The organism is Porphyromonas sp. COT-108 OH1349 (genome assembly GCF_000768755.1).
Classification (GTDB): Bacteria; Bacteroidota; Bacteroidia; order Bacteroidales; family Porphyromonadaceae; genus Porphyromonas_A; species Porphyromonas_A canoris.
The window spans coordinates 51,643-75,412 of record NZ_JRAH01000022.1 but is presented as its reverse complement, the minus strand read 5'-3'; the positions used below and the strand labels follow the sequence as shown (position 1 = coordinate 75,412).

The 23,770-nt window shown below is 47.2% G+C and carries 18 protein-coding genes; 9 read left to right on the top strand and 9 right to left on the bottom strand.

From position 1 onward, the window contains the following. The first annotated feature begins 17 nt into the window (after positions 1-17). Genes JT26_RS06030 through JT26_RS06010 form a run of 5 tightly spaced genes read left to right on the top strand, consistent with a single transcriptional unit; the run spans position 18 to position 6,250 of the window. Complete coding sequence (locus JT26_RS06030) at positions 18-611, top strand: hypothetical protein (RefSeq protein WP_036847611.1); 594 nt, start codon at positions 18-20, stop codon at positions 609-611. 12 nt (positions 612-623) lie between these two features. Beyond that, the gene (locus JT26_RS06025; RefSeq protein ID WP_036847608.1) at positions 624-1,943 is read left to right on the top strand and encodes a serine hydrolase; all 1,320 of its coding nucleotides are present in this window, start codon (positions 624-626) and stop codon (positions 1,941-1,943) included. 21 nt (positions 1,944-1,964) lie between these two features. After that, positions 1,965-2,672, top strand: a complete 708-nt coding sequence (locus tag JT26_RS06020) for a Sir2 family NAD-dependent protein deacetylase (protein ID WP_036847605.1) — start codon at positions 1,965-1,967, stop codon at positions 2,670-2,672. Between the two features lie 4 nt (positions 2,673-2,676). Then, positions 2,677-4,014, top strand: a complete 1,338-nt coding sequence (gene dgt / locus JT26_RS06015) for a dGTP triphosphohydrolase (RefSeq protein ID WP_036847766.1) — start codon at positions 2,677-2,679, stop codon at positions 4,012-4,014. Between the two features lie 19 nt (positions 4,015-4,033). Beyond that, positions 4,034-6,250 carry a lamin tail domain-containing protein gene (locus JT26_RS06010; RefSeq protein WP_036847601.1) on the top strand — a complete coding sequence of 739 codons (2,217 nt, stop codon included), beginning with the start codon at positions 4,034-4,036 and terminating at the stop codon, positions 6,248-6,250. 161 nt (positions 6,251-6,411) lie between these two features. Here the strand turns inward: JT26_RS06010 and JT26_RS06005 are convergent, their stop codons facing one another. Continuing rightward, positions 6,412-7,398 (bottom strand): ketopantoate reductase family protein, encoded by a 987-nt coding sequence (locus JT26_RS06005; RefSeq protein ID WP_036847595.1) that lies wholly within the window; start codon positions 7,396-7,398, stop codon positions 6,412-6,414. 300 nt (positions 7,399-7,698) lie between these two features. On the opposite strand from JT26_RS06005, the gene pta reads away from it, so the two are divergent. The 4 genes from pta to JT26_RS05985 all read left to right on the top strand — a co-directional run bounded on the left by pta (position 7,699) and on the right by JT26_RS05985 (position 12,933). Further along, a complete protein-coding gene (gene pta / locus JT26_RS06000; RefSeq protein WP_036788224.1) occupies positions 7,699-8,712 on the top strand; it encodes a phosphate acetyltransferase in 1,014 nt (337 codons plus the stop codon). Positions 8,713-8,753: 41 nt separating this feature from the next. Beyond that, positions 8,754-9,947, top strand: coding sequence for an acetate/propionate family kinase (locus JT26_RS05995; RefSeq protein WP_036847589.1), 1,194 nt, complete (start codon positions 8,754-8,756; stop codon positions 9,945-9,947). Between the two features lie 204 nt (positions 9,948-10,151). Continuing rightward, positions 10,152-11,561 (top strand): leucine-rich repeat protein, encoded by a 1,410-nt coding sequence (locus JT26_RS05990; protein ID WP_036847583.1) that lies wholly within the window; start codon positions 10,152-10,154, stop codon positions 11,559-11,561. After that, positions 11,551-12,933, top strand: a complete 1,383-nt coding sequence (locus JT26_RS05985; protein ID WP_036847763.1) for an alpha/beta hydrolase-fold protein — start codon at positions 11,551-11,553, stop codon at positions 12,931-12,933. The genes JT26_RS05990 and JT26_RS05985 overlap by 11 nt, the downstream gene beginning before the upstream one ends. Before the next feature lie 708 nt (positions 12,934-13,641). Here the strand turns inward: JT26_RS05985 and JT26_RS05980 are convergent. Genes JT26_RS05980 through JT26_RS05945 form a run of 8 tightly spaced genes read right to left on the bottom strand, consistent with a single transcriptional unit; the run spans position 13,642 to position 23,127 of the window. After that, positions 13,642-14,949: a PAS domain-containing sensor histidine kinase gene (locus tag JT26_RS05980; protein ID WP_036847578.1), complete on the bottom strand. Its 1,308-nt coding sequence runs from the start codon at positions 14,947-14,949 to the stop codon at positions 13,642-13,644. A gap of 25 nt (positions 14,950-14,974) precedes the next feature. Then, on the bottom strand, positions 14,975-16,339 hold the full coding sequence (locus JT26_RS05975; protein WP_036847571.1) for a sigma-54 dependent transcriptional regulator: 1,365 nt from the start codon (positions 16,337-16,339) through the stop codon (positions 14,975-14,977). 22 nt (positions 16,340-16,361) lie between these two features. Then, a complete protein-coding gene (locus JT26_RS05970) occupies positions 16,362-17,357 on the bottom strand; it encodes a GNAT family N-acyltransferase (RefSeq protein ID WP_036788214.1) in 996 nt (331 codons plus the stop codon). A 2-nt stretch (positions 17,358-17,359) separates the two neighbouring features. After that, the gene (locus JT26_RS05965) at positions 17,360-18,187 is read right to left on the bottom strand and encodes a 1-acyl-sn-glycerol-3-phosphate acyltransferase (RefSeq protein ID WP_036847565.1); all 828 of its coding nucleotides are present in this window, start codon (positions 18,185-18,187) and stop codon (positions 17,360-17,362) included. 8 nt (positions 18,188-18,195) lie between these two features. Beyond that, a complete protein-coding gene (ribF, locus tag JT26_RS05960) occupies positions 18,196-19,167 on the bottom strand; it encodes a riboflavin biosynthesis protein RibF (RefSeq protein ID WP_052110388.1) in 972 nt (323 codons plus the stop codon). A 9-nt stretch (positions 19,168-19,176) separates the two neighbouring features. After that, positions 19,177-20,496, bottom strand: a complete 1,320-nt coding sequence (locus tag JT26_RS05955) for a murein hydrolase activator EnvC (RefSeq protein ID WP_036847560.1) — start codon at positions 20,494-20,496, stop codon at positions 19,177-19,179. Between the two features lie 8 nt (positions 20,497-20,504). Beyond that, complete coding sequence (locus JT26_RS05950) at positions 20,505-21,377, bottom strand: DUF4292 domain-containing protein (RefSeq protein ID WP_036847556.1); 873 nt, start codon at positions 21,375-21,377, stop codon at positions 20,505-20,507. 16 nt (positions 21,378-21,393) lie between these two features. Continuing rightward, complete coding sequence (locus JT26_RS05945; RefSeq protein ID WP_036847553.1) at positions 21,394-23,127, bottom strand: tetratricopeptide repeat protein; 1,734 nt, start codon at positions 23,125-23,127, stop codon at positions 21,394-21,396. Between the last annotated feature and the right edge of the window lie 643 nt (positions 23,128-23,770).

Sequence of the window (23,770 nt, the reverse complement as noted above, 5' to 3'; positions counted from 1 at the left end):
AGAGAAAAAGAGAAACTATGAAAAAGCTGTTTTTGACCGCATTGGTCGTTCTGCTTGCCGTTGCAGGCTTGTCTGCGCAAGAGAGTATGGAAGTGATGAAGAGCTATGAAGGGGTCTACTCTTCCCCTCAGATTCCGATACAGCTCCATATCTCCGTACGAGGAGAGCATCTCACCGCTCAAGGTACGGGGCAACCCTCTTTCGAGCTGACCTATATCTCTCCTGCCCGATACGAGAACAGGCAGGCCGGGATCGTGATAGAGTTTGTTACAAAGGAGAATAAGCTCATCATGGAACAGAGTGGTATGCGCATAGAAATGACCCGATCCGCTGCCGGTTCTGCTACAAAAGTGGTGGTAAAGCCTGAAGTACTCGACACTTATGTAGGGGTATATGGTTCGCCGAACTTCCCTGCAAAGATTACGATAAAGCGTACCGGCAACGACCTTACGGCTCAAGTGACATCGCAACCCACGGTGGCTCTCGACTGTAAGAGCGAACGTCTGTTCGTGAATGCCGCTTTGGGACTTGAGATAGAGTTCTTCCCGAAAGAGAAGAAGCTCGTTTTGAGACAGATGGGACAGACTTTGGAGATGAAAAGAGAAGAATAGCAAGGTGCAAGCATGAGATATATCATGATGGTTGTGGCTGTTGCAGCCACATTTTATTCCCTTACTGTTCAGGCGCAGGATACTACTATCCTCCGCCTGAACAGGTTTTTGGAGATGGTGGAGCAGGAGGAAATGGTGATGGGAAATATCTCTGTCTTCCATTCCGGAAAGGAGATCTGCTCCAAGGTAATGGGGTTCAGAGATGTGGAGCATGGGGTAAGGGCAGATTTGGAAACACGTTATCGTGTCGGCTCTGTAAGCAAAACCTTCTGTGCGGTGGTGATACTACGCCTTGTGGAAGAGGGCAAACTCTCTCTGCAAGACAAGTTGAGCCGTTTCTTTCCTTCTGTTCAAGGCTCCGAAAATATCTCCATAGAGCAGATGATGAGGCACAGAAGCGGTCTGAAAAATTTCCTTGAAACGCCCGACTATATCCACTGGAAGCAGCAGGTGCACACGAGAGAACAGCTGCTGATCCGTATTGAGACTGCCGGCTTGTCGTTCGATACTCCCGATTCAAAAGCGGAGTATTCCAACAGCAACTATGCCCTTTTGGCGATGATAGCCGAGCAGGTCTCCGGAAAGAGCTATTCCGCACTGGTGCGAGAGTATATCACCGATCCGCTGGGGCTTTCCGCTACTCGTGCAGAGGGAAACATCGAGCCGAAAGAGAATGAAGCGCTCTCTTACCGTAGAAGTTCGGAGTGGAGCTTTGCCGGCTATACCGACAGCTCCATTCTGCTTGGTGCCGGAGATGTGATCTCCACGCCAACGGAGCTGAACAAGTTCATTTCTGCCTTGATGAGCGGCAGGCTTCTATCTTCAGCCTCTTTGGTAAAGATGTTGGAACTGAAAGAGAAATACGGCATGGGGATATTACCGCTCTACTTTAACGATAAAGTGGCTTACGGACATACGGGAGGTATAGATGGTTATGCCTCTGCGCTCTTCCATTTCCCGGACTCCGGCTATTCGTATGCCTATACATTCAACGGTGTGCAAGAGGATCTTTCCGTCGTTGTTGCCGGTCTGGTGAGTGCCATATACGATATGCCGTGGCAAAAGCCGCAGTCGGACGATCCTTCTACCTACCATCGCTACGAGGGGATATATGTTTCGTCCGACTTCCCTCTGCCCATATTTATTGGTGTACAAGAGGGTAAGCTCATGGCACAAGCACTCGGACAGTCCTCTTTCTCTTTAAAAGGTGCCGGCAAAGGGGTATTTGTCTTTGTCCCGGCTGCAATAAGAGTTATCTTTGAACCGGAGAAAGATGAAATGCTATTCCTGCAAGGAGGATTCCAAATCAGGATGAAAAAGATGTCTAAATAACCATAAAAACAGAGCTGCTGTATGAAAAAGAAGAAGATTGTGTTCTTAACCGGAGCCGGAATGAGCGTAGAGAGCGGTCTTGAAACATTTCGAGATGCCGACGGACTCTGGGCAAAATATAGAATAGAAGATGTATGTACTCCGGAAGCACTGCGCCGAAACCCCGATCTTGTCCGTGAGTTTTATAACATGAGACGGGAGGAGATCGCGAAAGTAAAGCCTAACGGAGGTCATCTTGCCATAGCTGCGTTGGAAGAAGAGTACGATGTTGTGGTGGTTACTCAGAATATAGACGACCTGCATGAACGTGCCGGCTCCACGCAGATAGTACATTTGCATGGCGAAGCAATGAAGTGCGCCTCTCTCTCCGATCCGCATACTCCTCTTCCATTACCGGAAGGAAGGCTTGCGCTAACTGCCGAAGATGTGGATGCCCGTGGTCTTCCTCTCAGACCTTTTGTGGTATTCTTCGGAGAATCTGTGCCTATGTTGGATGAGGGTATTCGTCATGTTTCGGAAGCGGATATATTTGTCATCGTCGGAACAAGCCTGAATGTCTATCCTGCCGCAGGGCTTATACACTATGCCAAACCGGATACACCTATCTTTCTGATAGACCCGAAGGAGGTTGCGATGAGTGGATTGGAGTTTACTCATTTCCGTTGCGGAAGCAGTGAAGGCATGCAACTCCTAACCGCGAAACTGGAACAACTAAAACAACATTCGTAATATGATGAGATGGGAACAGCTCCTGCAAGATACGCGTCTGGGTATGGAGGACTATCATGTCAAGTCTGTAGGACGGACAGACTTTCAGAGAGACTATGACAGACTGATCTTTTCCGCTCCTTTTCGCCGTTTGCAGAACAAAACACAGGTATTCCCTCTGCCGGGAAAAGTGTTTGTTCACAACAGGCTTACGCACAGCCTTGAAGTTGCTTGCGTCGGACGCTCGCTGGGTAACAATGTAGGACGTATTCTGAGGGAGAAATATCCTCAAAGCGAAGCTACATTCGAGGAGATCGGAAGCATTGTCGCCGCTGCCTGTCTGGCGCATGATATGGGAAATCCTCCCTTTGGACACTCCGGAGAGAGGGCTATATCCGCCTATTTCAACGAGGGTAACGGGGCAAAGTACAAGGAGGAGGTGATCAGTGAAGGCGGCAGATGGTCGGACTTTGGACATTTTGAAGGCAATGCCAACGCTTTCCGCCTGCTCACTCACAGCTTCAAAGGGCGTCGCAGTGGCGGTTTTGCTCTCACGTATAGTACACTTGCATCTATCGTCAAGTACCCCTACCCTTCGCACTGTTCCCTTGCGTTGAGAAAGAAGAAGTACGGATATTTCCAGACAGAAGAGCAGACTTATGCCAATATAGCCGACCGGCTCGGCATCCCGGTAGTGGAAGAAGATAACGGTATCCTGCTTCATGCCCGATACCCTCTTGTTTATCTGGTGGAAGCTGCCGATGATATATGCTACCAGATCATGGATATGGAGGATGCTTTTAAGCTGAAGCTGATTGACGAAAAGGAGGTCAAAGATATTATGTCCCGCTTCCTCAGCCCGGAGAAAACCGATAACGTGCAAAAAACAATGGACCGGGTGACGGACAAGAACGAGCAGATTGCTTACATCAGATCGGTTGTGATAGGCACTTTGGTAGAGGAGTGTACTCGCGTATTTGCGGAAAATGAAGAAGCTATCCTTGGCGGTACATTCAAGGGAGCACTTACCGACAACCTTTCGACCCAGGTACAGGCTGCCTTTAAGCATTGTGCCGAAACGGCAAAAACAAAAGTCTACTGCGCCAGAGAGGTTAAGGATATAGAGATGGCAGGTTTTACCATTTTTGCAGACCTCCTCGAACGCCTTATCATTGCCCAAAAATATCCTCAGAGAGCCTATTCCCAACTTTGGTTTGGTCGTGTCCCTGAACAGTACAACCTCAAACACGCCACACTTTATGGCAAGATCCAGACAGCTCTGGATTATATTTCCGGTATGACCGATATATATGCACTGGATCTTTACAGGACATTGACCGGAATGAGTCTTCCTGCCGTTTAGACGAACTATGAGAGAATAGATGAAAAACCACATATTTATTCTGATACTGTTGCTCCCTTTCTTTTGTGAAAGAGTTCACGGAGCTACTCCTCCGCAGTCTCAATGGAGCGGAGATGTCGAAGCATTTTTATGGCAGGGCGGACGGCTTTCGATAAGTCCCGAAACGCCTTTGAGCCGGGCGTCAATATCTCACGACTACGCATGGAGAGGGAATGAAACCACCTGGGTAATGCAGACTGCTTTTACAGGTGTGCCTACCGGCAGAAACGGTTTTCGCTGGACGCTGTTTGCTTTGAAGAGTAACCGGAAGATGCTGTCCTATCTCATCACACCGGAAGAGAACGGATCTGTTTTGTTGTTACAAGAGAGGAGTCGGTCGCTGTCAAAAGAGGATCAAAACGATGTCTCTGTCCGAAGCCTGCTACGAGTATCTCTCTCGCCGGCACAGATGGCTTGGCAGGAACTGAAGATTGTGGTGCGCTATTCCGACTCTCGCCTCAACCTTTCCCTTTCCGGCGGTAATGTCGCCGAGCAGAAAGATGTCGAAATACCCGATGTGTCCGATTGGGAGATCGTCTCTACCATGACACTCGAAGCCTTTTATACGAAGATAAAACGCTCCATGCTTGTTTGGGATAATATCGAAGCGGGAGGAGACGAAGTATTGGATGCAGATCCTAAAATCGTGGATATGGGTTACGATCCGGAGGAGAGTGTCGCAAGACTCACTTTTACCGAATCTGTCGATCACTCTTCCGCCATGGCAAAGATTTCCGATGAGTCTGTTGCCGTATCTCTACGTGAAGGGGCAAAGCCGGAAGAGCTGCTGCTTCATTTTTCTCCAGCACTACTTCTTAGCCATACCTATACTTTAAGTATCGAAAATCTTCGAACAATAAAAAGTTCAAAGGTTTTTAATGTCAGTTTCACATTCTCTTTGGAAGATACGGAGGCCGTTTCATCTCTTCTCCTTTCAGAGTTTCTCACAAAACCTTTACCCGGCAAGGCGGAGTATATAGAGCTTTTTAATAGCTCTCATTCCGAGCTTCCTCTCTCCTCTTACACGCTATACTATAATAACACAGCCTATGAACTGCCGGATGTAAAAGTGCCTGCTCGCTGCTTTGTAGTGCTTTATAGAGAGGGATTGCCGGCTCCTATTCCCGAAGCGATCCCTCTCAAGCGGTTTCCGACACTCGCCAACACACGTTTCTCCCTCTCTTTATTCTTGGAGGAAGAAGTGGATAGAGTGGTTTATGGAGACCATATTGCCGGGAAAGATGGGCAGAGCGTTGAGCGGTTGGATATTCTCAGTCCACACAAGACATCGGCACAGTGGAGACCGACACTCTCTCCTTCCGGAGGAACACCCGGTATGCCTCCCGTACAGCAACCTTTTGAAGAGATTGCCGTTTCCGATATTGTCATCAACGAAGTATTGGCACACCCTGTATCGGGAGGGGATGAGTTTATAGAGCTGTACAACCGTTCCGATAAAGAGATAGATTTGAAAGATTTGGCACTTGAGATACGCACCGGAACAGAGCTTAAGAACATCAAGAGCTTTGCGCTTTCCGATACCTCTTATATCCTTCCGGCTTCCGGCTTCATTGTCCTTACCCGATATAAAAAGTCTGTTTCATCTTTCTATCCGCAGACAGATCCGAAAACATTGTACGAGAAGATACATCTCCCTGTACTGCCCAATACCATCTTCTCTCTGCATCTGCGTTCTCAAGCAACGGGTCAAGTCATAGACGAGATGCTGTACAGACGTCAGTATCTTGGTGTATCTCCGAAACCTCAAACCGGAACATCTTTGGAGCGAATAAGTCCGGATGCTCCCGGAATGGAGCCGACATCGTGGCGTGCTGCCCTTCTTTCTGCCGGGAAAGCCACTCCGGGTCTTCCGAACTCTGTATTGGGGCTGCCTTCCGATTCCGATGACGGAAAGGAGCAAGCGTGGCCGAAAGAGGAGGTAATTCCTTTTGACGATATTGTGCGTCTGGTTCAAGCCTATTCGCAGAATGCTTCCGGCACTGTTTTCAGCCTTAGAGGAGTACCGGTTTTGAATATCCGAAAAGAGGCATTGCTCCTTTTTGTCGAACAGATAAAGCAGGGTGAAAACAAACACCATCTGCCGTCCGGCATTTACATCCTCCACATTCATTTGGATGGTCCGGAGGGGAAACATCCTGTCCGTAGCAGTCTAAAATGGCTCTCTCCATTCCCTTGATTTACCTCATGAAAAGGTGAAATCTCTATACTTGTCCGTTCTTCTCATTCCGTTTTTCTAAATATCAGTCAATTTTAATGTGGTAATCTTTTGATATGTAGAGATGTAAAGGTTTTTTGATGCCGTTGAAAAAAAAGAATTGTTCACTGTCAAGAGAGTTATTATATCTGTTCGTGATAACCTCTTTGCCGTTCTTTGCTGTGAATGAATGCTCTTAGCTCCATGAAATTAGGCATCTTGACACCATACTTTTTTCCGCTTGCTATCACATCTTCCAGCATTTGCTGAATTTCGTCAGGAGAGTGATTGATGTGTCCGTCAAATATAGACTGCAAAGCTTTGCCGGAATAAACTTTCTGCGCAAGAGGGATGAGAAGAAGCAGAGGTAGCTTTTGGAGTCTGTTAGTAGGCTCCACACCAAGATCCACGCCCCTTTTCACACAAATCTCAAAACCTTCTCGAATGCAGAATATTGTCTTTTTCAAGATCTCTCTATCCCGTACAAACCTTTCTGCACTTCCTGCACAAAGTACACCTGCAGAGAGTCCGGCAGCTACTGCATAATGGGAAATCAGCCAATCTGATATACGTTTGTAGATGCGAGGTTTCAGGTTTGCTCTTTCGAGGATCTCTGCAAAGAGCCTGACCCTACCGCTTATCGTGCCATCTGCTTCCCCTATCGGCGTATGTGAGAAGGTCAGTCCGGAGATCGTTGTCCGTATTTCATTTTTGTTGCGTCCTCCTCCGACCATGAAGGGGAAGCTGAAGAAATACTGCTCCGGACGCAGATAGGAGGCAATCTCATCGAAAGAGTCCCACAGGTTTAGAAAGAAGACGATGTTGGCTCTCCCCGAACGCTCTTTCAGTACAGGTAGTACTTTGGAGATTTGCAGCTTGTTGGTGGCTACGATGATGTAATCAAAGTCGTTGTCCGGAGAGAGTTCGTCTATCACATGAGGCTTGAAGATAACATCCGAAATCTTCTTGTCTCTTCGTCTGAAGTCTTCACAGATGATGTGTATGCCCTGTTTGGAGTAGAGCTTATGCTTCTCTTTGCGAACAAGGACCGAGATGTCGTGCCCTTGTAAATGGAGTTGCCAGCCGTACGTGCTACCTACAACTCCCGGTCCGTAGATGAGTATTTTCATGGAAAGGCCTGTCAGTGTCGTTCGATATGAACAAATGTACCCCAATAATAGGGCAGTTACAATCGCTAAGAATAGGGATTTTGGTAACATTTCAGGTAGATGACGAGGTGAATAAAAGCCTTTTCCTCCGAAAAGGGGAATATTCGGCACGCTTTTCAGAGCTTTTCACAACGCTCTCGCTATGCCTTTTCCCTTCACGGAATGAGTGAACGAATTAAGGCACAAAGCCATAGATTATATAGGCAGAGTCCGAAAGGTTTTGTACATTTGCAGTAAATACTAAAGAAAACAAACCATATCATGGAACTTTTACAATCATTTGTACAGCGTGCGAGCGGTAATAAGCAACGTATAGTGCTACCTGAAGGAACAGAAGAGAGAACGCTAAAAGCAGCGGACCGACTAATAAAAGATGGTGTAGCAAATATTATTCTTATCGGAGATGAAAAGGAGATTGCTGCGAAAGCAGCGGAGCTGTCTCTGAGCCATATTGCTCAAGCAGAAATCGTTAATCCTGATACTCATGCAGAGATGGAGAAGTACACCAACCTCTTATTCGAGCTTAGAAAGAGCAAGGGAATGACTATCGAAGAGGCTCAAAAGAAGGCTAAAGATCCGCTATATCTATCTTGTTTGATGATCAAAGCCGGAGATGCCGATGGAGAAGTAGCCGGAGCGAAAAACTTTACAGGCGATGTGCTTCGTCCTGCATTGCAGATCATCAAGACCGTTCCGGGTGTAAATACCGTATCGGGCGCATTCATCATGATCACTCCGGCTAAAGAGTATGGTAAAGATGGTGTACTACTTTTTGCCGATTGTGCCGTTACTCCAAATCCGGATGCACAGCAGTTGGCTCAGATAGCGGTATCTTCCGCTCACACCGCAAAGGATCTTTTGGACATGGAAGCCAAGGTGGCTATCTTGAGTTTTTCTACCAAAGGAAGTGCTAAGAACGAACTTGTGGACAAGGTGATAGATGCAACACGCATTGCAAACGAGATAGCTCCTCAGTTGAATATTGACGGAGAGTTGCAGGCAGATGCTGCTCTTGTGCCTAAAGTGGGTGAAATGAAAGCTCCAAACAGCAAGATAGCAGGACATGCCAATGTTCTTGTATTCCCTTCTCTTGAAGTGGGAAATATTGCATACAAGTTGGTTCAACGTCTTGCAGGCGCAGAGGCCGTGGGTCCGGTACTTCAAGGTATCGCTGCACCGGTGAACGACCTGAGCCGTGGATGCTCTGTGGATGACATCTATTACATGGTGGCTATTACGGCATTGCAGTCTATCGGCCTAAAGAGTGCCAAGTAAGCAGTTTCGCAATAGAAGAAATACATTACAATAATAGCGATATGAAAATCCTCGTATTAAATTGTGGCAGCTCGTCTGTAAAGTACAAGTTGTTCAACATGACCTCTAAGGAGGTATTGGCAGAGGGTGGAGTAGAAAAACTCGGCCTGCCGGGATCATTCCTTAAGTTCGTTGGGAAAGACGGCAAAAAGGTAATCCTGGAAAAAGATCTCCCTGAGCATACTGCCGCGGTGGAGTTTATTTTGTCTGTGCTTAAAGATAAGGAGCACGGTTGTATCTCCTCCTATGATGAGATAGAAGCTGTGGGACACCGTCTTGTTCACGGAGGAGAGAAATTCTCCAAGAGTGTCCTCATAACGGACGAAGTGATCAAGCAAGTTGAAGAGTGCATAGAGCTTGCTCCTCTTCATAATCCACCCAACATCAAAGGAGTGGATGCAATAAAGGCTCTTCTGCCTAAAGTTCCTCAGGTAGGTGTGTTCGACACAGCATTCCATCAGACTATGGAGCCGTTTGCATATATGTATGCTCTGCCATACGAACTGTATGAGAAGTACGGTATTCGCCGTTACGGATTCCATGGAACAAGCCACAGATATGTGAGCCAACGTGCTTGCGAGGTGCTTGGGCTGGATATCAACAAGACAAAGATTATTACCGCACACATTGGTAACGGAGCTTCTATCGCGGCCATAAAGGATGGTAAAGTGATGGATACCTCTATGGGACTTACTCCTACCGAGGGTCTTATCATGGGAACACGCTGTGGAGATGTTGATCCGGGTGCGCTTGCGTTCTTGGTCGAAAAGCTTGGCTTGGATGGTGAAGGCCTTAGCAATCTTATCAATAAAAAGTCCGGTGTTCTCGGTGTTACGCAGATCTCTTCCGACATGAGAGAGGTAGAAGCCGGTATCGAAAGAGGTGATAAGAAAGCGATATTGGCTATGGAAATGTACGACTATCGCATTAAGAAGTACATCGGAGCCTATGCTGCCGCAATGGGAGGTGTGGATCTTCTCATCTTTACAGGTGGTGTGGGAGAGAATCAATGGACTACCCGTGAAACCGTATGCGAGGGTCTCGGCTTCCTCGGATTGGAGATAGACAAAGAACTCAATACCAACATGAGAGGTAAGGAGATGGTTATCTCCAAAGATGGATCAAAGGCAACCATCATGGTAGTGCCTACGGACGAAGAGCTCATGATCGCAAAAGACGTTCAAGCATTGGTATGATTTGCTCTCGTGTAAGCGAGAAGAGATAAAGATAAAGACCGGTATCTGTTTTGAGATACCGGTCTTTTTTTGTGCTGATGCTGCAATTTCCCAACAATTAGGTACGATCTCTTCCGCCCCAAATACCTAAAATTCGGGAGTTCGGCATGTATTCGAAATCTTTAAGTTTGCATTCCGTAAACAGTACACTAAAACATAATCTTTATGAAAAACAATCTCAAATTTATTTTCATGCTGCTTGCTCTTGTGAGCTTGCAGTCTTGCGACAAAAAAGGAAAAGGTCCGGATGGACCGGAAACAGGTCCATTCAATGTAGAGATAAAGACTCCTAATAGCTCTTTGCAAGAAGGAACCGTAGGCGAGTTCGTTTACTTCTCGTTTGTGAATAATAAAACAGTAGAGGTAAAGGCTGCCGATGTTGCATCGAGCAGTGAATGGGATATTGCATTTCTCGGTTTGGAAGGTCGTACAAATAGCGGAGAGAGCGGAAAAGGAAAGGGCTCTGTTTATAAGACCAATACGAATGACTTTGACGGAATAGAGAGTGCAGAGCCGTTTTTGAAAGAGCCGGGTCTTTGGGAAGAAGACATCCGTCGCGAGCTGGCACCCTCTGTGGTTCTCTCTACCAATCCTCTTCTTGCCCAAGGTGGATGGTACACCAAGGATGCCGAAAGTGCTGCTTTGAAAGTGTCTGACCGAGTATTCATTATTCGTATAGCGAAAGAAAATCGCTACGTTAAGCTACAGCTCATAGAGGCAAAGGGTAAAGATGGTGCAGTAGAAAGTGTTCGTTTCAGATACGACTTCATCAAAGATAAAGGAGGCAATAGCAAACTGAAAATAGTACCACGTGAAAATGAGAAGGTTGTTACCGGAGAGGGTCGTCTTTCTGAGAAGATTTCAGAGCAAGAAGCCGGTACGATAAAGTATCTTGTCGTAAAGAATATGGCAATAAGGCAGGTCGACTTCTCTTTCATAAAGAATAAAATGAAAACATTGGAAGAGATAGACATGGCAGATGCAACATTTGATTTGGACTATGACGACTCTGTTTTGAAAGACAATAAGACCGTAAAGAAGTTCATTGCTCCACGCAATCTTGAGAGTGTCGGCAGGGGCTGGTTTGGCTATTGCAATCTTGAGACTATCGTCTTCCCCGGTACTTCTCTCAAACGAATAGGGGATGGAGCCTTCTGTGCTTCTCAAAAACTAAAGAATATTAAGCTTCCATCATCTGTGGAGAGTATCGAAAATAATGCTTTCTGGGCAGATATGGCATTGGAGCATATCATTATTCCTGCGGGAGTGGAACTAATACCGGAGGGAATGTTTCTTTCTTGTAGAAACTTGAAGAGTGTAACTTTCCTCGGTAAGATTAGAAGCATCGGGTACGATGCGTTCTCCGGATGTTCCAGTCTTCGTTCCATAAGATTTCTCACTTCTACTCCTCCTGCGTACGAAGGCTTCCCCTTTGAAGGTGTTCCATTTGTAAAAGATGGCAAGCAGTATTTCCGTTTTTATGTGCCTAAAGGATCGGCTCAAGCTTATCTTAAGTCGTTCAATGGCTTTAAGAAGGATGAGCTTATTGTTTTCTTCCAAGAAGATGAGAAGTAACAGTGTGTCAAAAGCCGGTTTCGCTCTTCTGCTGTTCGGAGCACTGCTCTTATCTCCCGGTTGTAGGGCGGACAAGCCGGAGGCGGAGGACGAAGGAGCGAAACGAGAGGAGTTTATCTCCAACGATCGCATTGTATCCTTTCTCAAGCAGCAGCTCGATAAGGAGGATATTGCATTGGCTCCTGTGGCGATGTACAGAGAGTACATCACACCGGACGAACTGAAATCCGAAAGAGATCAGATATGGATGCTTTGGAAAGAAGCCAATAAAGAGCGACTCGAAAAGTCCGGTCTGGCGGTCGAGCTTCCAAGCAAAGAGATCATCTGGAATATCCCTCAGCAGGAGCGCATGAAGATCAAGTGCTTCCCGAAAGGGGATATGCCCGGCGGAGGATACCCTATGGTCATCAATCTTCATGGCGGTGGCTCTTATCCCCAAACACTTTCGGAGTGGGGCTCTACTATCAATGAAAACGAGTGGAATGCGGCACTCTCGCTGAGCCGTCAGTACGACGATGCGCCATCTTTTTACTTTGTACCCCGTATGTCGGACGACCGTAAAGGTCGCTGGTACTACCAACCGCAGAGAGCTGCATTCCTAAGAGCTTATCAGCTGGCAGTGTTGAGCGGAATAGCCGATCCCGATAGAGTCTATCTGACGGGTATCTCTGAGGGCGGATACGGAACGCTTCGTCTGGCTCTGTTCATGCCCGACTACTTCGCAGCCGCAGGTGTTCTTGCCGCAGCGGAGAAGCCCTCTACGGAAGCTGTAAACCTTAGAAATCTCCCGTTCCGTATGGAAGTGGGCGCCAACGATTTCGGTTTCAGCAGAAACCTCTACGCATACAAGTGGAAAGACAGGCACGAGGAGCTTCAGAGAGAAAACCCTGCGGACTATGAGGGGATGGTGATCATCCAACCCAACAGAGACCATCTGGGTACACGCTATTTCGATATGGCTCCTTGGTTTATCAAGCAGAGACGCCGGAGCAATCCTCGCCACGTTACCTACGAATACTACAACATATTCCCCGGAGGTAAGGTCGGCACGGGAGGTTATGCCAATGCCGTTTACAACTTGGACTTTCGTTCGCTCAAGCGTTCATCGGATACAGACCGGATTCTATTCGATCTCGTGAAAGAGGGAAACAAGATAGAGCTGAAAACCAAAGAGATTGCCGGAAAGGTTACGGGCACACTCTCCATCTATGTAGACGATATAAACTTTGCCTTACCGGTGCAAGTCTATCTGAATGGAGCGTTGGTCAAAGAGACCAAGCTCAAACCTTCAAGAGGCGTTATGGCTGAAACGATGGCTCTCTTCGGGGATCCCAAGAGAATATATCCGAGCAAAGTGGAGATACCGCTCTGATAAAGCACATCCCTTTTGCCCGATAATAGAACAGGCTACTTCGGAAAGGTTTCCGGAGTAGCCTGTTTGCTTCTATTTTACTCTTGAAAAAGGGGAAAGTGGGAGAGGTTGTTTTTATATATTCCATCCCGAAAAATGCTCGCTTTTTTCGGTCTCTCTATTTTGATCGGAGGGGTAGTTTTCAGAGCATGACCGAATTTGTTAAATCAGCTCATTTTATTAACACAAATTTCGATAGCTGTTAAGCTAAAATGGTAAACGAGCATATTTTGTCGGCTTAACGTGTTTAATTTTTCAATGAACACGTTTACTGATTTCATTAAACACGTTTACCGGATTCGATTAACGTGTTTAGCCAAAATCATTAAAGTGCTAACAATCAACCGGCTACGTATTTTCGCCCTAAAATACCCCTGAAAAGGCAAATTTCTCTATTAGGAAACGTTTACAGAGAAGGGTGTTAAAATTTATACTAATTAACGCGAAAAAGCCCCATCAAAGGGACTGAAGAAAAATTTTTTCCAAATTCGCGCTGATTTATATTCTGCTCTATTTCAATCTCTTACGGCTATAAACAAAAATCTCCACTCCCCAAAGAGAGGGAGCGGAGTAGTTTTGGAGCAGAATGTGAGCACTCCGTTTTTATATAAAAATACCGGTAAAAAGCCCCTTTTTTCGGGTCGTTTCGGAGCAGTTTTCGGAGACGATTTATACCGTTTTTATTCTGATTCGGAAGCGTGTCTTGCCATCCTCTTCCGTCCGAAGCGAATAGGTGAAGTGGTGTCTGTCCAACACCTCCATGATGAAGAGCAGTCCGATGCCCTGCCCATTGGGTTTGGTGGAGAAGAAGGGGTTGAATATCTTGTCCGAAAGCTCCTTTGATATGCCCGGTCCGTCGTCGGTAATGACAATCTCCGGAGCAGGAGAGAGCGAGGAGGATAGCGTGATATTGCCATCGGTGCCTATGCTCTCCATGCTGTTTTTGAGGATATTGAGGATGACCTGCTCTATGAGTCCGTCGTCGAAAGAGGTGTTGAGCGGCTCGGGGGACAGCTCCAGATGGAGGGCAATGCGGTTCTCGCTGAACTGGTGCTCCATGAATAGAGCACACCGTTTCAGCAGAAGATTGATGTCCGAAGTGGCAAACTGTGGCTGCGGAATGCGGACAACATCGGCAAACTGCGTGATGAAACGGCTCATCTGCCTTGAGCGGTGATTGCAGCTGTCGAGTACCTCCACGAGATCTGCCTTGTCCGGCTCTTCCTGCAAAATGTCATGCAGGCTTTGGAGAGTGGATGTGAGTCCGGCAGTGGTATTGTTTACCTCATGGGCTATCATGCGTATCACTTTGGAGTAAGCCTCTTTTTCCGCTTTTCTCACCTCGTCCGTGAGACTCTCTATGAGGAAGAAAGGCTGCTTGAATCCCTGATTCTGAAAGGTAAGATGAGAGCATCGCAGGATGGCAGAGCCGGATGGCTGTGCCGTAATGGAAGATCCCTGCGGAATGTCGGACAGGGTCAGCGTGAAGAGCCGTTCGGCTTCTTGCAGCTTCTTGCCCAGTATCTCCGTTTCGGGATCTATGCCGAGCAGGGAGAGCGAAGCCGGATTTACACTCTTGATATTGTGATCCAGATCCAGGATGATCACTCCCATGGGAGAGGCGTTGATGAGCAGATCGAGCAGTGAATTGGCTTCTCTTACTTGCAACCGCTCTTTGCGCAGCTGCTCTATCATTTCATTGAATATCGCAACAAGGTTATCGGCATCGTTTTGCCCCACCGTGGCAAGTCTTGAGGAGAAGTCTTGCGAGCGCAGAAGGTTCATCCCGCTGTCCAGAATGTGCAGAGGCATCACGATGCGTCTGAAAAAGAAGATGAGCAGAACCAGCAAGAGCAAGCTGTTGATACCGAGAGCGACGAGCGACCATGGTGTTCGGGTCTCGACATAGAGGGCTGTAAAGAGAATGGTGCCCATGACCAACAGAACCAACAGATAGTAAGAGAGTCTGTAACTCATAAGGAAAGGAGGAGGTAAGATTCGGTTAGTACTTGATGCCGTAGCGGTCGAGCCTTCTGTATAGTGCGCCTCTGCTTATGCCGAGAGCCTTTGCCACACGGGAGAGATTGCCGTTGTATTCCGTAATTTTCTGTCTTATGGTTTCGGCTTCTATCTCTTCGAGCGTCTGCTCGGAAAGCGGTGGGGTGTCCGGCAGATACTGCTCCTCTCTGTGCTGAATGTCTCCTTTGTCCAGAACGGACTTGCCGGAGATGAGGATGGAGCGTTCGATGAGGTTTTTCAACTCCCGAACATTGCCGGAGTAGTGCAGGGAGGAGAGAAAGCTTTCTGCTTCCGGAGTAAAAGATACAGCCGGCAGACCATTGGCTTTGCATAGCTTCTGCGCAAAATGTTTTGCCAGAAGAGGGATGTCCTCTCTGCGTTCTCTCAAAGGCGGTACACGGAGTACGATGAGGTTGATACGGTAGTAGAGATCTTCTCTGAATGTGCCGGCGGCAACCATCGAAGCAAGATCGGCATTCGTGGCACTCACTACACGTATGTCCACTTTGGTGGGTGAGCTTTCGCCCAAAACCTCAAAAGTCTGGTCTTGCAACACTCTCAGCAGTTTCACTTGAGAAGCCAAGTCCAGCTCTCCGATCTCGTCCAGAAAAATAGTTCCCTTGTCTGCAAGAGCAAACCTGCCGGTACGGCTTGCCACGGCATCCGTGAAAGCACCTTTCTTGTGTCCGAACATTTCGCTCTCGAAGAGCGATGCCGAGATCCCACCAAGGTTTACCTTGACAAAAGATTCGGAGCGTCGCTTGCTGTTGAGGTGTATAGCTTCGGCTATCAGCTCTTTCCCCGTGCCGCTTTCTCCCGTTATGAGGACAGAAGCAGTGGTAGGAGCTATGCGTGCAACGGTCTGAAGCAGTTCGGTGATAACAGGCGAGTGTCCGATGATATGGTCGAAGCTGTGTTTTTTGTCGAGCTGCTGTCTGGAGGAAATCTCTTTCTCTCCCGTTTCCGGTCTGTTCAGCTCCAACGCGTTGCGTACAGACTCCAGGAGCTTATAGTTGTCCCACGGTTTTGTTACAAAGTCGAACGCTCCTGCTTGCATCCCTTTCACTGCCAGTTCTATGGATCCCCATGCAGTCATCAGTATGACCGGTATATCTTCCCATCTCTTTTTGACCTGACTCAAAAGGAATAGCCCCTCGTCTCCGGTTGTGGAGAGAGAGAAGTTCATATCCATCAAGATAAGGTGAGGAGGCTGTTCTTCTATGCAAGAGAGAGCTGCACGTGGAGACTCTGCCACAGATACATTGTAGCCGGCTCGCTTGAGAAGCAGGGATAGAGAGGATCGAATGGCGCTGTCATCGTCCACAACGAGTAGGTGAGCGGTTTCCATGAAAAGGGAAGATATTTTTGATTTAGGAGAGATTGCCGTCCGACTCCGAGCGGTGAAGTCTCTTTTTGTAGCGTAAAGCGCAGTCGCGGATGAAACTTTCTACGTGTCGCCTTAGTTTCTCTTCGTTTATGCCGGCGAAGGGGAGCAGTATGGCACTCTCTTCGACATCTGAAAAGTGTCTGTTGATAGCCGTGCCGTAAAACACCAGCTGCTTTGCGATCTGTACGTAAGAGTTGATGAGCGGAGGGATGTTTATGCCATATTCTCGAACGAGACGGTTCACGGCTTTGTAGTTTTCCTCAAAAGTGTCGTAGTGAAGTATCTCGGACAACGCTTCTACCGGTGTCGTGTAAGGAACTTCTTCTATCGGGCGGACAAGCTGTTTGGGGTCGGAGTAGTATCTGGACAGGAGGAAGATGATGATGTCTCGGCAATATCTGTTGTACCCTTTGTACATGGTAACCTTGCCGAAGAAGTATCGGTATTCGGGGTAAAGCAGTGGAAGAGCACCCACACCGTCCCATAGGTTGTCCAACGCAAATATTCCTTTTGAGGAGGAAACAGAGCTGTCGGGAAGAGTGCTCTGGCATGAGAGGGAGACGAAAGAGCGTCCCAGCTCTATGGTATAGGGCAGATAGTCCGTGATGAACTCTTGTGAGAAAGAGAACATGTGCGCACTGGCAAGATCCGGAACACCATCGTTTGTCGGAACATGCTCTCCACAGATGAATCTGTACCCACCGAGTATCTTCTCTTCTTCCGGATCCCAGACGATGATCTGCTTATATCCCCCTTCGTAATCGAATCTGTCTGTATCCGTTTCCAGTCCGCTCCCTCCGCCGTAATACCGGAAAGCCTCCTCTCTTAACCTGCCCACTTCTCGCATCAGATTGGGAGCTTCGTGAGCTTGAAAGATATAGATCTCGTTGTCTGCCCTGTTGGTCTTTCTGAGCAACATCTCCGGCCTCAGCTCCGAACGGAGAACGGACTTTTCGATAGGGGGAATGATTGGTTGCATCTTTATTTAGAGATAGAAGGTAAGCGGTAGATACTCTCTTTGATCTGATCGGAAAAGGCTTGATGTTTGCTCTTTTCGGAAGGGATCTGTTCGGGGAATATCGGAGGAGCCACATAGATATTGAATGTCTTGTGTCGCCCTTTGAACATCTCATCGGGAAGCAACACCATTTCGATATTCAGCTTAATGCCCAGCCCTTGACGCCATCGGGCATACCTGTAAAAGCGTGGAGAGTTGGCGGCATCGAAGAATAGCGGAACAATGGTAAGGTTATGCTGCTGCGCCAATCGTAGGAAAGAGCTTTTCCATTCCGTATCTCGAATCTCTCCTTTACCATTTTGTCTCGAACAGAAACCGGCAGGAAAAGTGAGCCCATGCCTTTTCTCTTCGAGAGCTTGAACCATCATTTCTCCAAGTTTTCTGTTCTGAACACCATGTTTGTTTACGGGAAGGAAGATGTCTCCAAACTGAGGAATGGACATCAGAAGGTCGTTTACCGGAACGAATAATCTACCTTCAAGCAGCTTGCCCAACCAGGCAGTCAGAGCGATTCCATCCAGTCCGCCAAGCGGATGATTGGATACAAAGAGCAGCTGTCTCCCTTTAAGTGCCGTTATCTGCTCTTCTCCCGAAATGTTGAGAGATATATCGAATGCTTTCAAGAGCCTGTTGGCATACTCCACGCCCCCGATATGGCCTTGGAGTTGGAGCATCTCATTGATCTCCTGTTGGTGTATGAGCCTCCGGAGAAAAGAGATAAGCGATTTGGGAATCCAGCCTTTATACTTACTCCTTATTATGTCTTTGATCTCTATTCGGGGCGTCTTCATGATGGGATTTATTCGGCATGAAGGTTCTTCAGAAACGCACGAGAGTCTATCTCATCTTTACGTAGCTGCTCCGCCAATGCGTCCAAAGAGTAAAATTTGATGTCTGCTCTCAGGTAGTGATAGAATAAAATCTCTACCTCTTTGCCGTAAAGATCTCCGGAGAAGTCGAATAGAAAAACCTCCATACGGGCTTTCTCGTCGTGCCCCAACGTGGGTCGCTGTCCGTAGTAAGACATTCCGCCATATCTCGTACCCTCTACAATCACTTCGGATACAAAGATACCTTGAGCCGGCACAAGCTCATGTTCCGCATCTATTTCGATATTTGCGGTGGGATATTCTAAGCTTCGTCCTATCTTGCTGCCATGTTGTACAATCCCTTTGACGCTGTATGGTCTTCCCAAGAGACTCCATGCTTTTGCAAAGTCTCCCGACTGAACGGCAGAGCGAATCACCGATGAAGATACCTTTATATCGTCTTTGTAGAGAGCTTCATGCCGGATAACCGGAATTGCCCAGCTGTCTATATAAGCCTGTGTCTCCTCTTGAGTGCTGAAACGTTTAGAGCCAAAATGATTGTCATAACCCATTACCAAAGCTGTCGTATTGCATTTGTCATGGAGTGTTTGTGCGAAATCTTTACCCGTTATAGCTGCAAGTTCGGGCGTGAAATGGAGCATCAGAATAAAGTCCATCCCTTGTTGGGAGAGGAGCATTTCCTTATCTCTCCTGTCGCATAACAGTAACGGCTTTTTCCTGGAAGCGCCTCCGACCACCGTGAGAGGATGCTCCGCAAAAGTTATCACGACACTCTTTGCTCCCATTTTTCCGGCTTCCGTGCGAACTCTTTGGAGAAGATCCTGATGTCCTAAGTGGACACCATCAAAGAAACCCACTGTCGCAACGCTTTTTGATCCTTGCAAGCATTGCGAAAGTTCTTCTATGCTGTGTGCTATTATTGTATTTTCAATCTGTTTCATTCCTAATAACTATCTGGACAACCAGTGTAGAGGATTTTGTTTGCTGCGCTCTTTCCAAAGCTGGAAATGGAGTTGGCAGGCTCCTCCTAACTCAGGATCAGAATATACCGAACCTATTTTCTGTCCCGTGGTCACATGATCTCCTGCTTTTACATAAACATTCTTGATGTTACTATAAACAGTGAGATAGTTCCCATGCCGTATTATGATGGTGTTGTTATAACCATCGACCACAAAAACCTTCGAGACTGTACCATTGAATACCGCACGAGCTTCTGCCCCTTGAGGTGATTCTATGTCTATGCCGTTGTTGTTTATCTGTATGGATTTAAGTTCACTGTGATTTTGCTGACCGAACTGCCCCACTATCTTATACTGCCCTGTAACCGGCATCGGTAGTTTTCCTTTATTGCCGGCAAAGGAGTTGGAGAGCAGACGTTCATCTTTTGTCATCGCATATCCTCCCGATACTTCTGCCCTGCGTTCCTCTGTTGCAGGTGCGGTAGCGGTAGTCCCTTTCCGGGTCGACTGCTGTCGTCTCTTTTTTGCTTCTGCTGCTTTTCTCGCTTTTTCTTGTGCAGCGGCAACTTCTTTCGCTATCTGATTTTGAATCTGGCGGTCTAAAGTCTGAGCCTGCTGCTTCTTCTTTTTCAGATTAGCCTGAATATCTTTCTGTTTCTGTTGTAGACGACTTACCTCTTTCTTGCTCTCCTCCTGGTTGGCAAGCAGACGTTCTTTTTCTTGTTCGCGTGTAGAGAGCAACGAAGCCTTTTCTGCCCGTTGGGTGTCCAGCTCTTCCTTTTTCTTTTGCACCGAAAGCTGTATGGACTTCAGCTTTTCTGCCTCCTCTTTCTGCCAGTTGGCATAGGTTGCCAAGTATCTCAATCGTCTGAACGACTGCCTTATATCCTTTGCAGACAGCAGGTAGAGCAGCTGGTCTTTAGCCCCTCTCCGACGGCTCATAGCCTGAAGACTTTTGACGTAAGCCTGCTGCCTGTGCGAGTGTTGGGTGGTCAGCGTGTCTATCTGACCGGTCAGGAGGATCAGGTTTTTATCTGCTTCGTCTATCTCTTGCGTTAGTGTCTCTATCATTTGTTTCCTTGTCTCTATCTGCCGATTGAGTAAAGCCAAACGATTCTGACTGCTCTTTGTATCTTTCGATGCTTTCTTCAGCTCCTTGTTCAGTGTATTGATCTCTTCCTGCATCTTCTTACGCTGCGATTCCAACTTTCGCACCGTAGCCGATTTCCTCTGATTTTGTGCCGACATTCCGATAGGAGACAGCACAACGAATAGAGCTAAAAAGAGTTTGAAAAGCCCTCGAAACATACTCTGGTCTATTTTTGGAGTTCTTTTATCATGGAAATCACTTCTGCCCAACTCACACTTCTGTACCCTTTAGGAATATCCGTGCTTGGAGCTTCAGACGGAAGTTTTTCCAAAGTTTTGTCTAAAGTGAGTGTTACCAGGGTTTGTTCTTTGGTGTCTCTATCCGGATAGGTTTTCAGTGTGATGATTTTAGGGAAGAAGATGTCGCTTTGTCCCACCGGTTGGTAACGCTCATAGAAGCAAGAGAGAACCCGTTCTACTTTTGAGCCGTAGTAGATATGTGCTTCACGTAATCTTGGTGCCGGTAGAGGAGAATAGTCCAAACGGACAATGATCTTGCCCTCTTTCTTTGTCAGGGTAAAGCCTGAAGAGTTTGGGACATACTCCATACCGTCTATCGCTTCCGCACCCTGCTTGCTTGGCGTAAACGGTTGGGCGAGGAGCATACACTGCAAAGCCGCAAGATCCCAACCTGCAAAAATCTGGGAAAAGATATTGGTAGCCACTCCCACACTTGTTCGGAATGCCTGTTTATTGAATCTGTCCACCACCAGAAGCTTTTTCGGTGTGATGGTGAGCCTTCCCACCTCAATCAGTCCAAGAGGTCTCACCGACAGGGAAGCATATTCATCTTTGGAGACGTGCAGTACACAGCGAGAGGATACATTGTTTTTGTCGGTCTTGATGGCTATTCCGCCTCTCCCCTCCAGCTTTTCAACCTTGGGTTGATTATTGATTGCGTCTATTGCCATCTGCCTGTCCGTGATGAACGGAGAGGTGAGTGGTTTATCTCCGGACAACTTCCGGAATATACCGCAACTGCTTAGAAGAGTTACTGCTAACAGTACGCTGCTCCAGCGTATTATGCTATTTTGCTTCATGTTGTTATTAAGAATATTACAATGCAGCCTGTTCTATCTTTTTCTTGATCTTCTCACCATCTTCCGCCCCGGCTTTCAACGCATCCTGCCAAGCTTTTACGGCATTCCCCTTGTCGTTGAGTTTCCATAAAATATCCCCGTAATGATCCAGCAACACACTGCTTACTCCCTCCTTGCTGTTCCTTATGGCACTCTCGATGTAGTACTTCGCCAAGCCATAATTTTCGCGTAAGTAGAGTATCCAGGCGTATGTATCCAAGAAAGAGGCATTGGATGAGTCTATCCGTATAGCTTCACTTGCGAGAGCCTCTGCCCGTTCGATGTTTCTGTTGGATGTGGCAAGCGCATAAGCATAGTTGTTCAGCAGCAATGCATCTTTGGGCAGATAGCCCAATGCCTGCTCGTATCGTTTCAGAGCTTCATCCGTTTCGCCTTTCTCATTGAGCAGATCGGCGGAGACAAAGAGTAGATGCCCGTAGAGGAAAGAGCCTTTGTCTGCCACTTCCAGCCCTTTGTTGGCTACTGCCAAAGCCTCATCCGGCTTCTCCTGTTCGCCAAGAGCCAGTACGTTGTAGATGTAGAAGTCCGGTCTTGTAGGGTGTGCGGCTCTTCCCTTTTCCGCTATGCGTATCATTTCCGCCGCATTCGAGGCGGTCATTGCTTTCTGAATCATGTAGCTGTAAGGCTTCATGTCAGATGCTCCGCGCTCGATGAGTTCGGAATATATCGCCTCTGCCTTTTCCGTCTTATCCTGAGCGATGTACATGTCGGCAAGGAAGAGCGCGATGGAGGAGGTCTGCTCGTATTCCTGCTTTATCTCTTCAAAAAACGGAACAAACTCCTGCAGAAAAGAGACATTCTCTTTCGATACATAAGGGGCGAGCATAGAGATAAGCTCGTCAATGGCTTGAGGATCTATGCCATCCGTTCTGAGCAGTGCTCCGAACTCTTTCTTTGCCTCCTTATAGTTGCCATCTTTCAGCGCAAGTCTCGCTCTTGTGAGGATTATTTCCGGACTCTTTTTCAGCTCTTTCGGGATCTGTCCGATGTACTTTACAGCCTCTTCCTCCCGTCCTATCATGTTCAGATACGCCATCATGGAGAGATAACCTCTCAGCTCCATAGGGTGGTCCGAAATGTACCGGCTTATCTCTTTGAGCCCCTCATCCTCTTGCTTGTTCAGGGCAAAGTTTTGAGCGATGCGGAAGGTAATGGTTATCTCATCCGACAGAATGCCGTTCATCTTCCGGAGATAGAAGATACTCTTTTCCGGCATCCTTTTCTGTTCGTAGAGCCGAGCCATTGAGTCCAACACCTCCAAGTCTTCCGGCGAATTTTGCAGCAGCTCTTCGCCCACCTTCAAGACCAGCTTCTCGTTCTGCATAGCCATGGCAATCCTCAGGAGTGTCTGTCCCAAGAAAGGATCTTTATTGCTCAAGTCGTAGCTTTTAAGCAGGTATTCCGATGCAAGATTGATGTTGTTGGTGCGGAGTGCAATGTTTCCAAGCTCCACGTATGCCGCAAGATTGGTGCTGTCCAGCTCTATTGCCCAGTGCAGGTGATTGATTTTAGCTCCAAGGTCTTCCTCGTTCAGCAGGAGAGCCGCACGGTTTGCAAAGATTCTGCTATCCGCCTCCTCCGCCGTGATTATTGCACCGCTTTGTGCCGCAGAATGAGAGACCGCTCCGAAGAAACAGAGCAACCCGAAGAGCAGTGTAGTGATATATGATGATGTGAGCTTATAGATCATATCTGTGTGTTATAGTCCGACCCTCTCTCGTTCTTGTTTCGGATAGAGAGGGAGCACTCTTGTTGAGAACAACCAAAGTTAGTCAAAATCGCGCTATTAGCCAACGCCTCTCTCTTACGATCCACTCTCTCCGGAGTAGAGAGCGTTTTCTCCTTTTTCGGGAGGAAAGAAAAAAGAGTCTGTACGGCTATTTCTTCGGACTGCCCGTTACGGAAATTTTTTGTTTTTCACGGTCATTCGGACATCATAAAAAGGAATGATTTTTTCCCTCTTTGTTGCCCCATTTTTCCCTCAAAATGATCGAGCTGTTGTCTGGAGGTTTTATATAAAAATGGAGGGACAAAAAAGGGCTGAGGGAGGAGCGGTTTTTCTTTCTCTTTTTTGTCGTTCGGCTCGAAAATATGGCTCAATGATTTGGGCGTCAAATGGATATGCAAAATCTTGAGTTTGCGATTTTTTCTCCTCTCGGTCGGTTTTAGGGGCTGTTTTCGCGTTAATAAAGTTGAAAAATAAGGAGGTTGGGAGTGAAGTTTTCTTAATGTTAAATTGCCGCTGAAATGCCTTAAAAAGCAGCATATTTTCGGAAAGTGTTGGTAGTCAGCATATAAGCTGTTTTGGCTAAATACTTTAATCGAATCCGGTA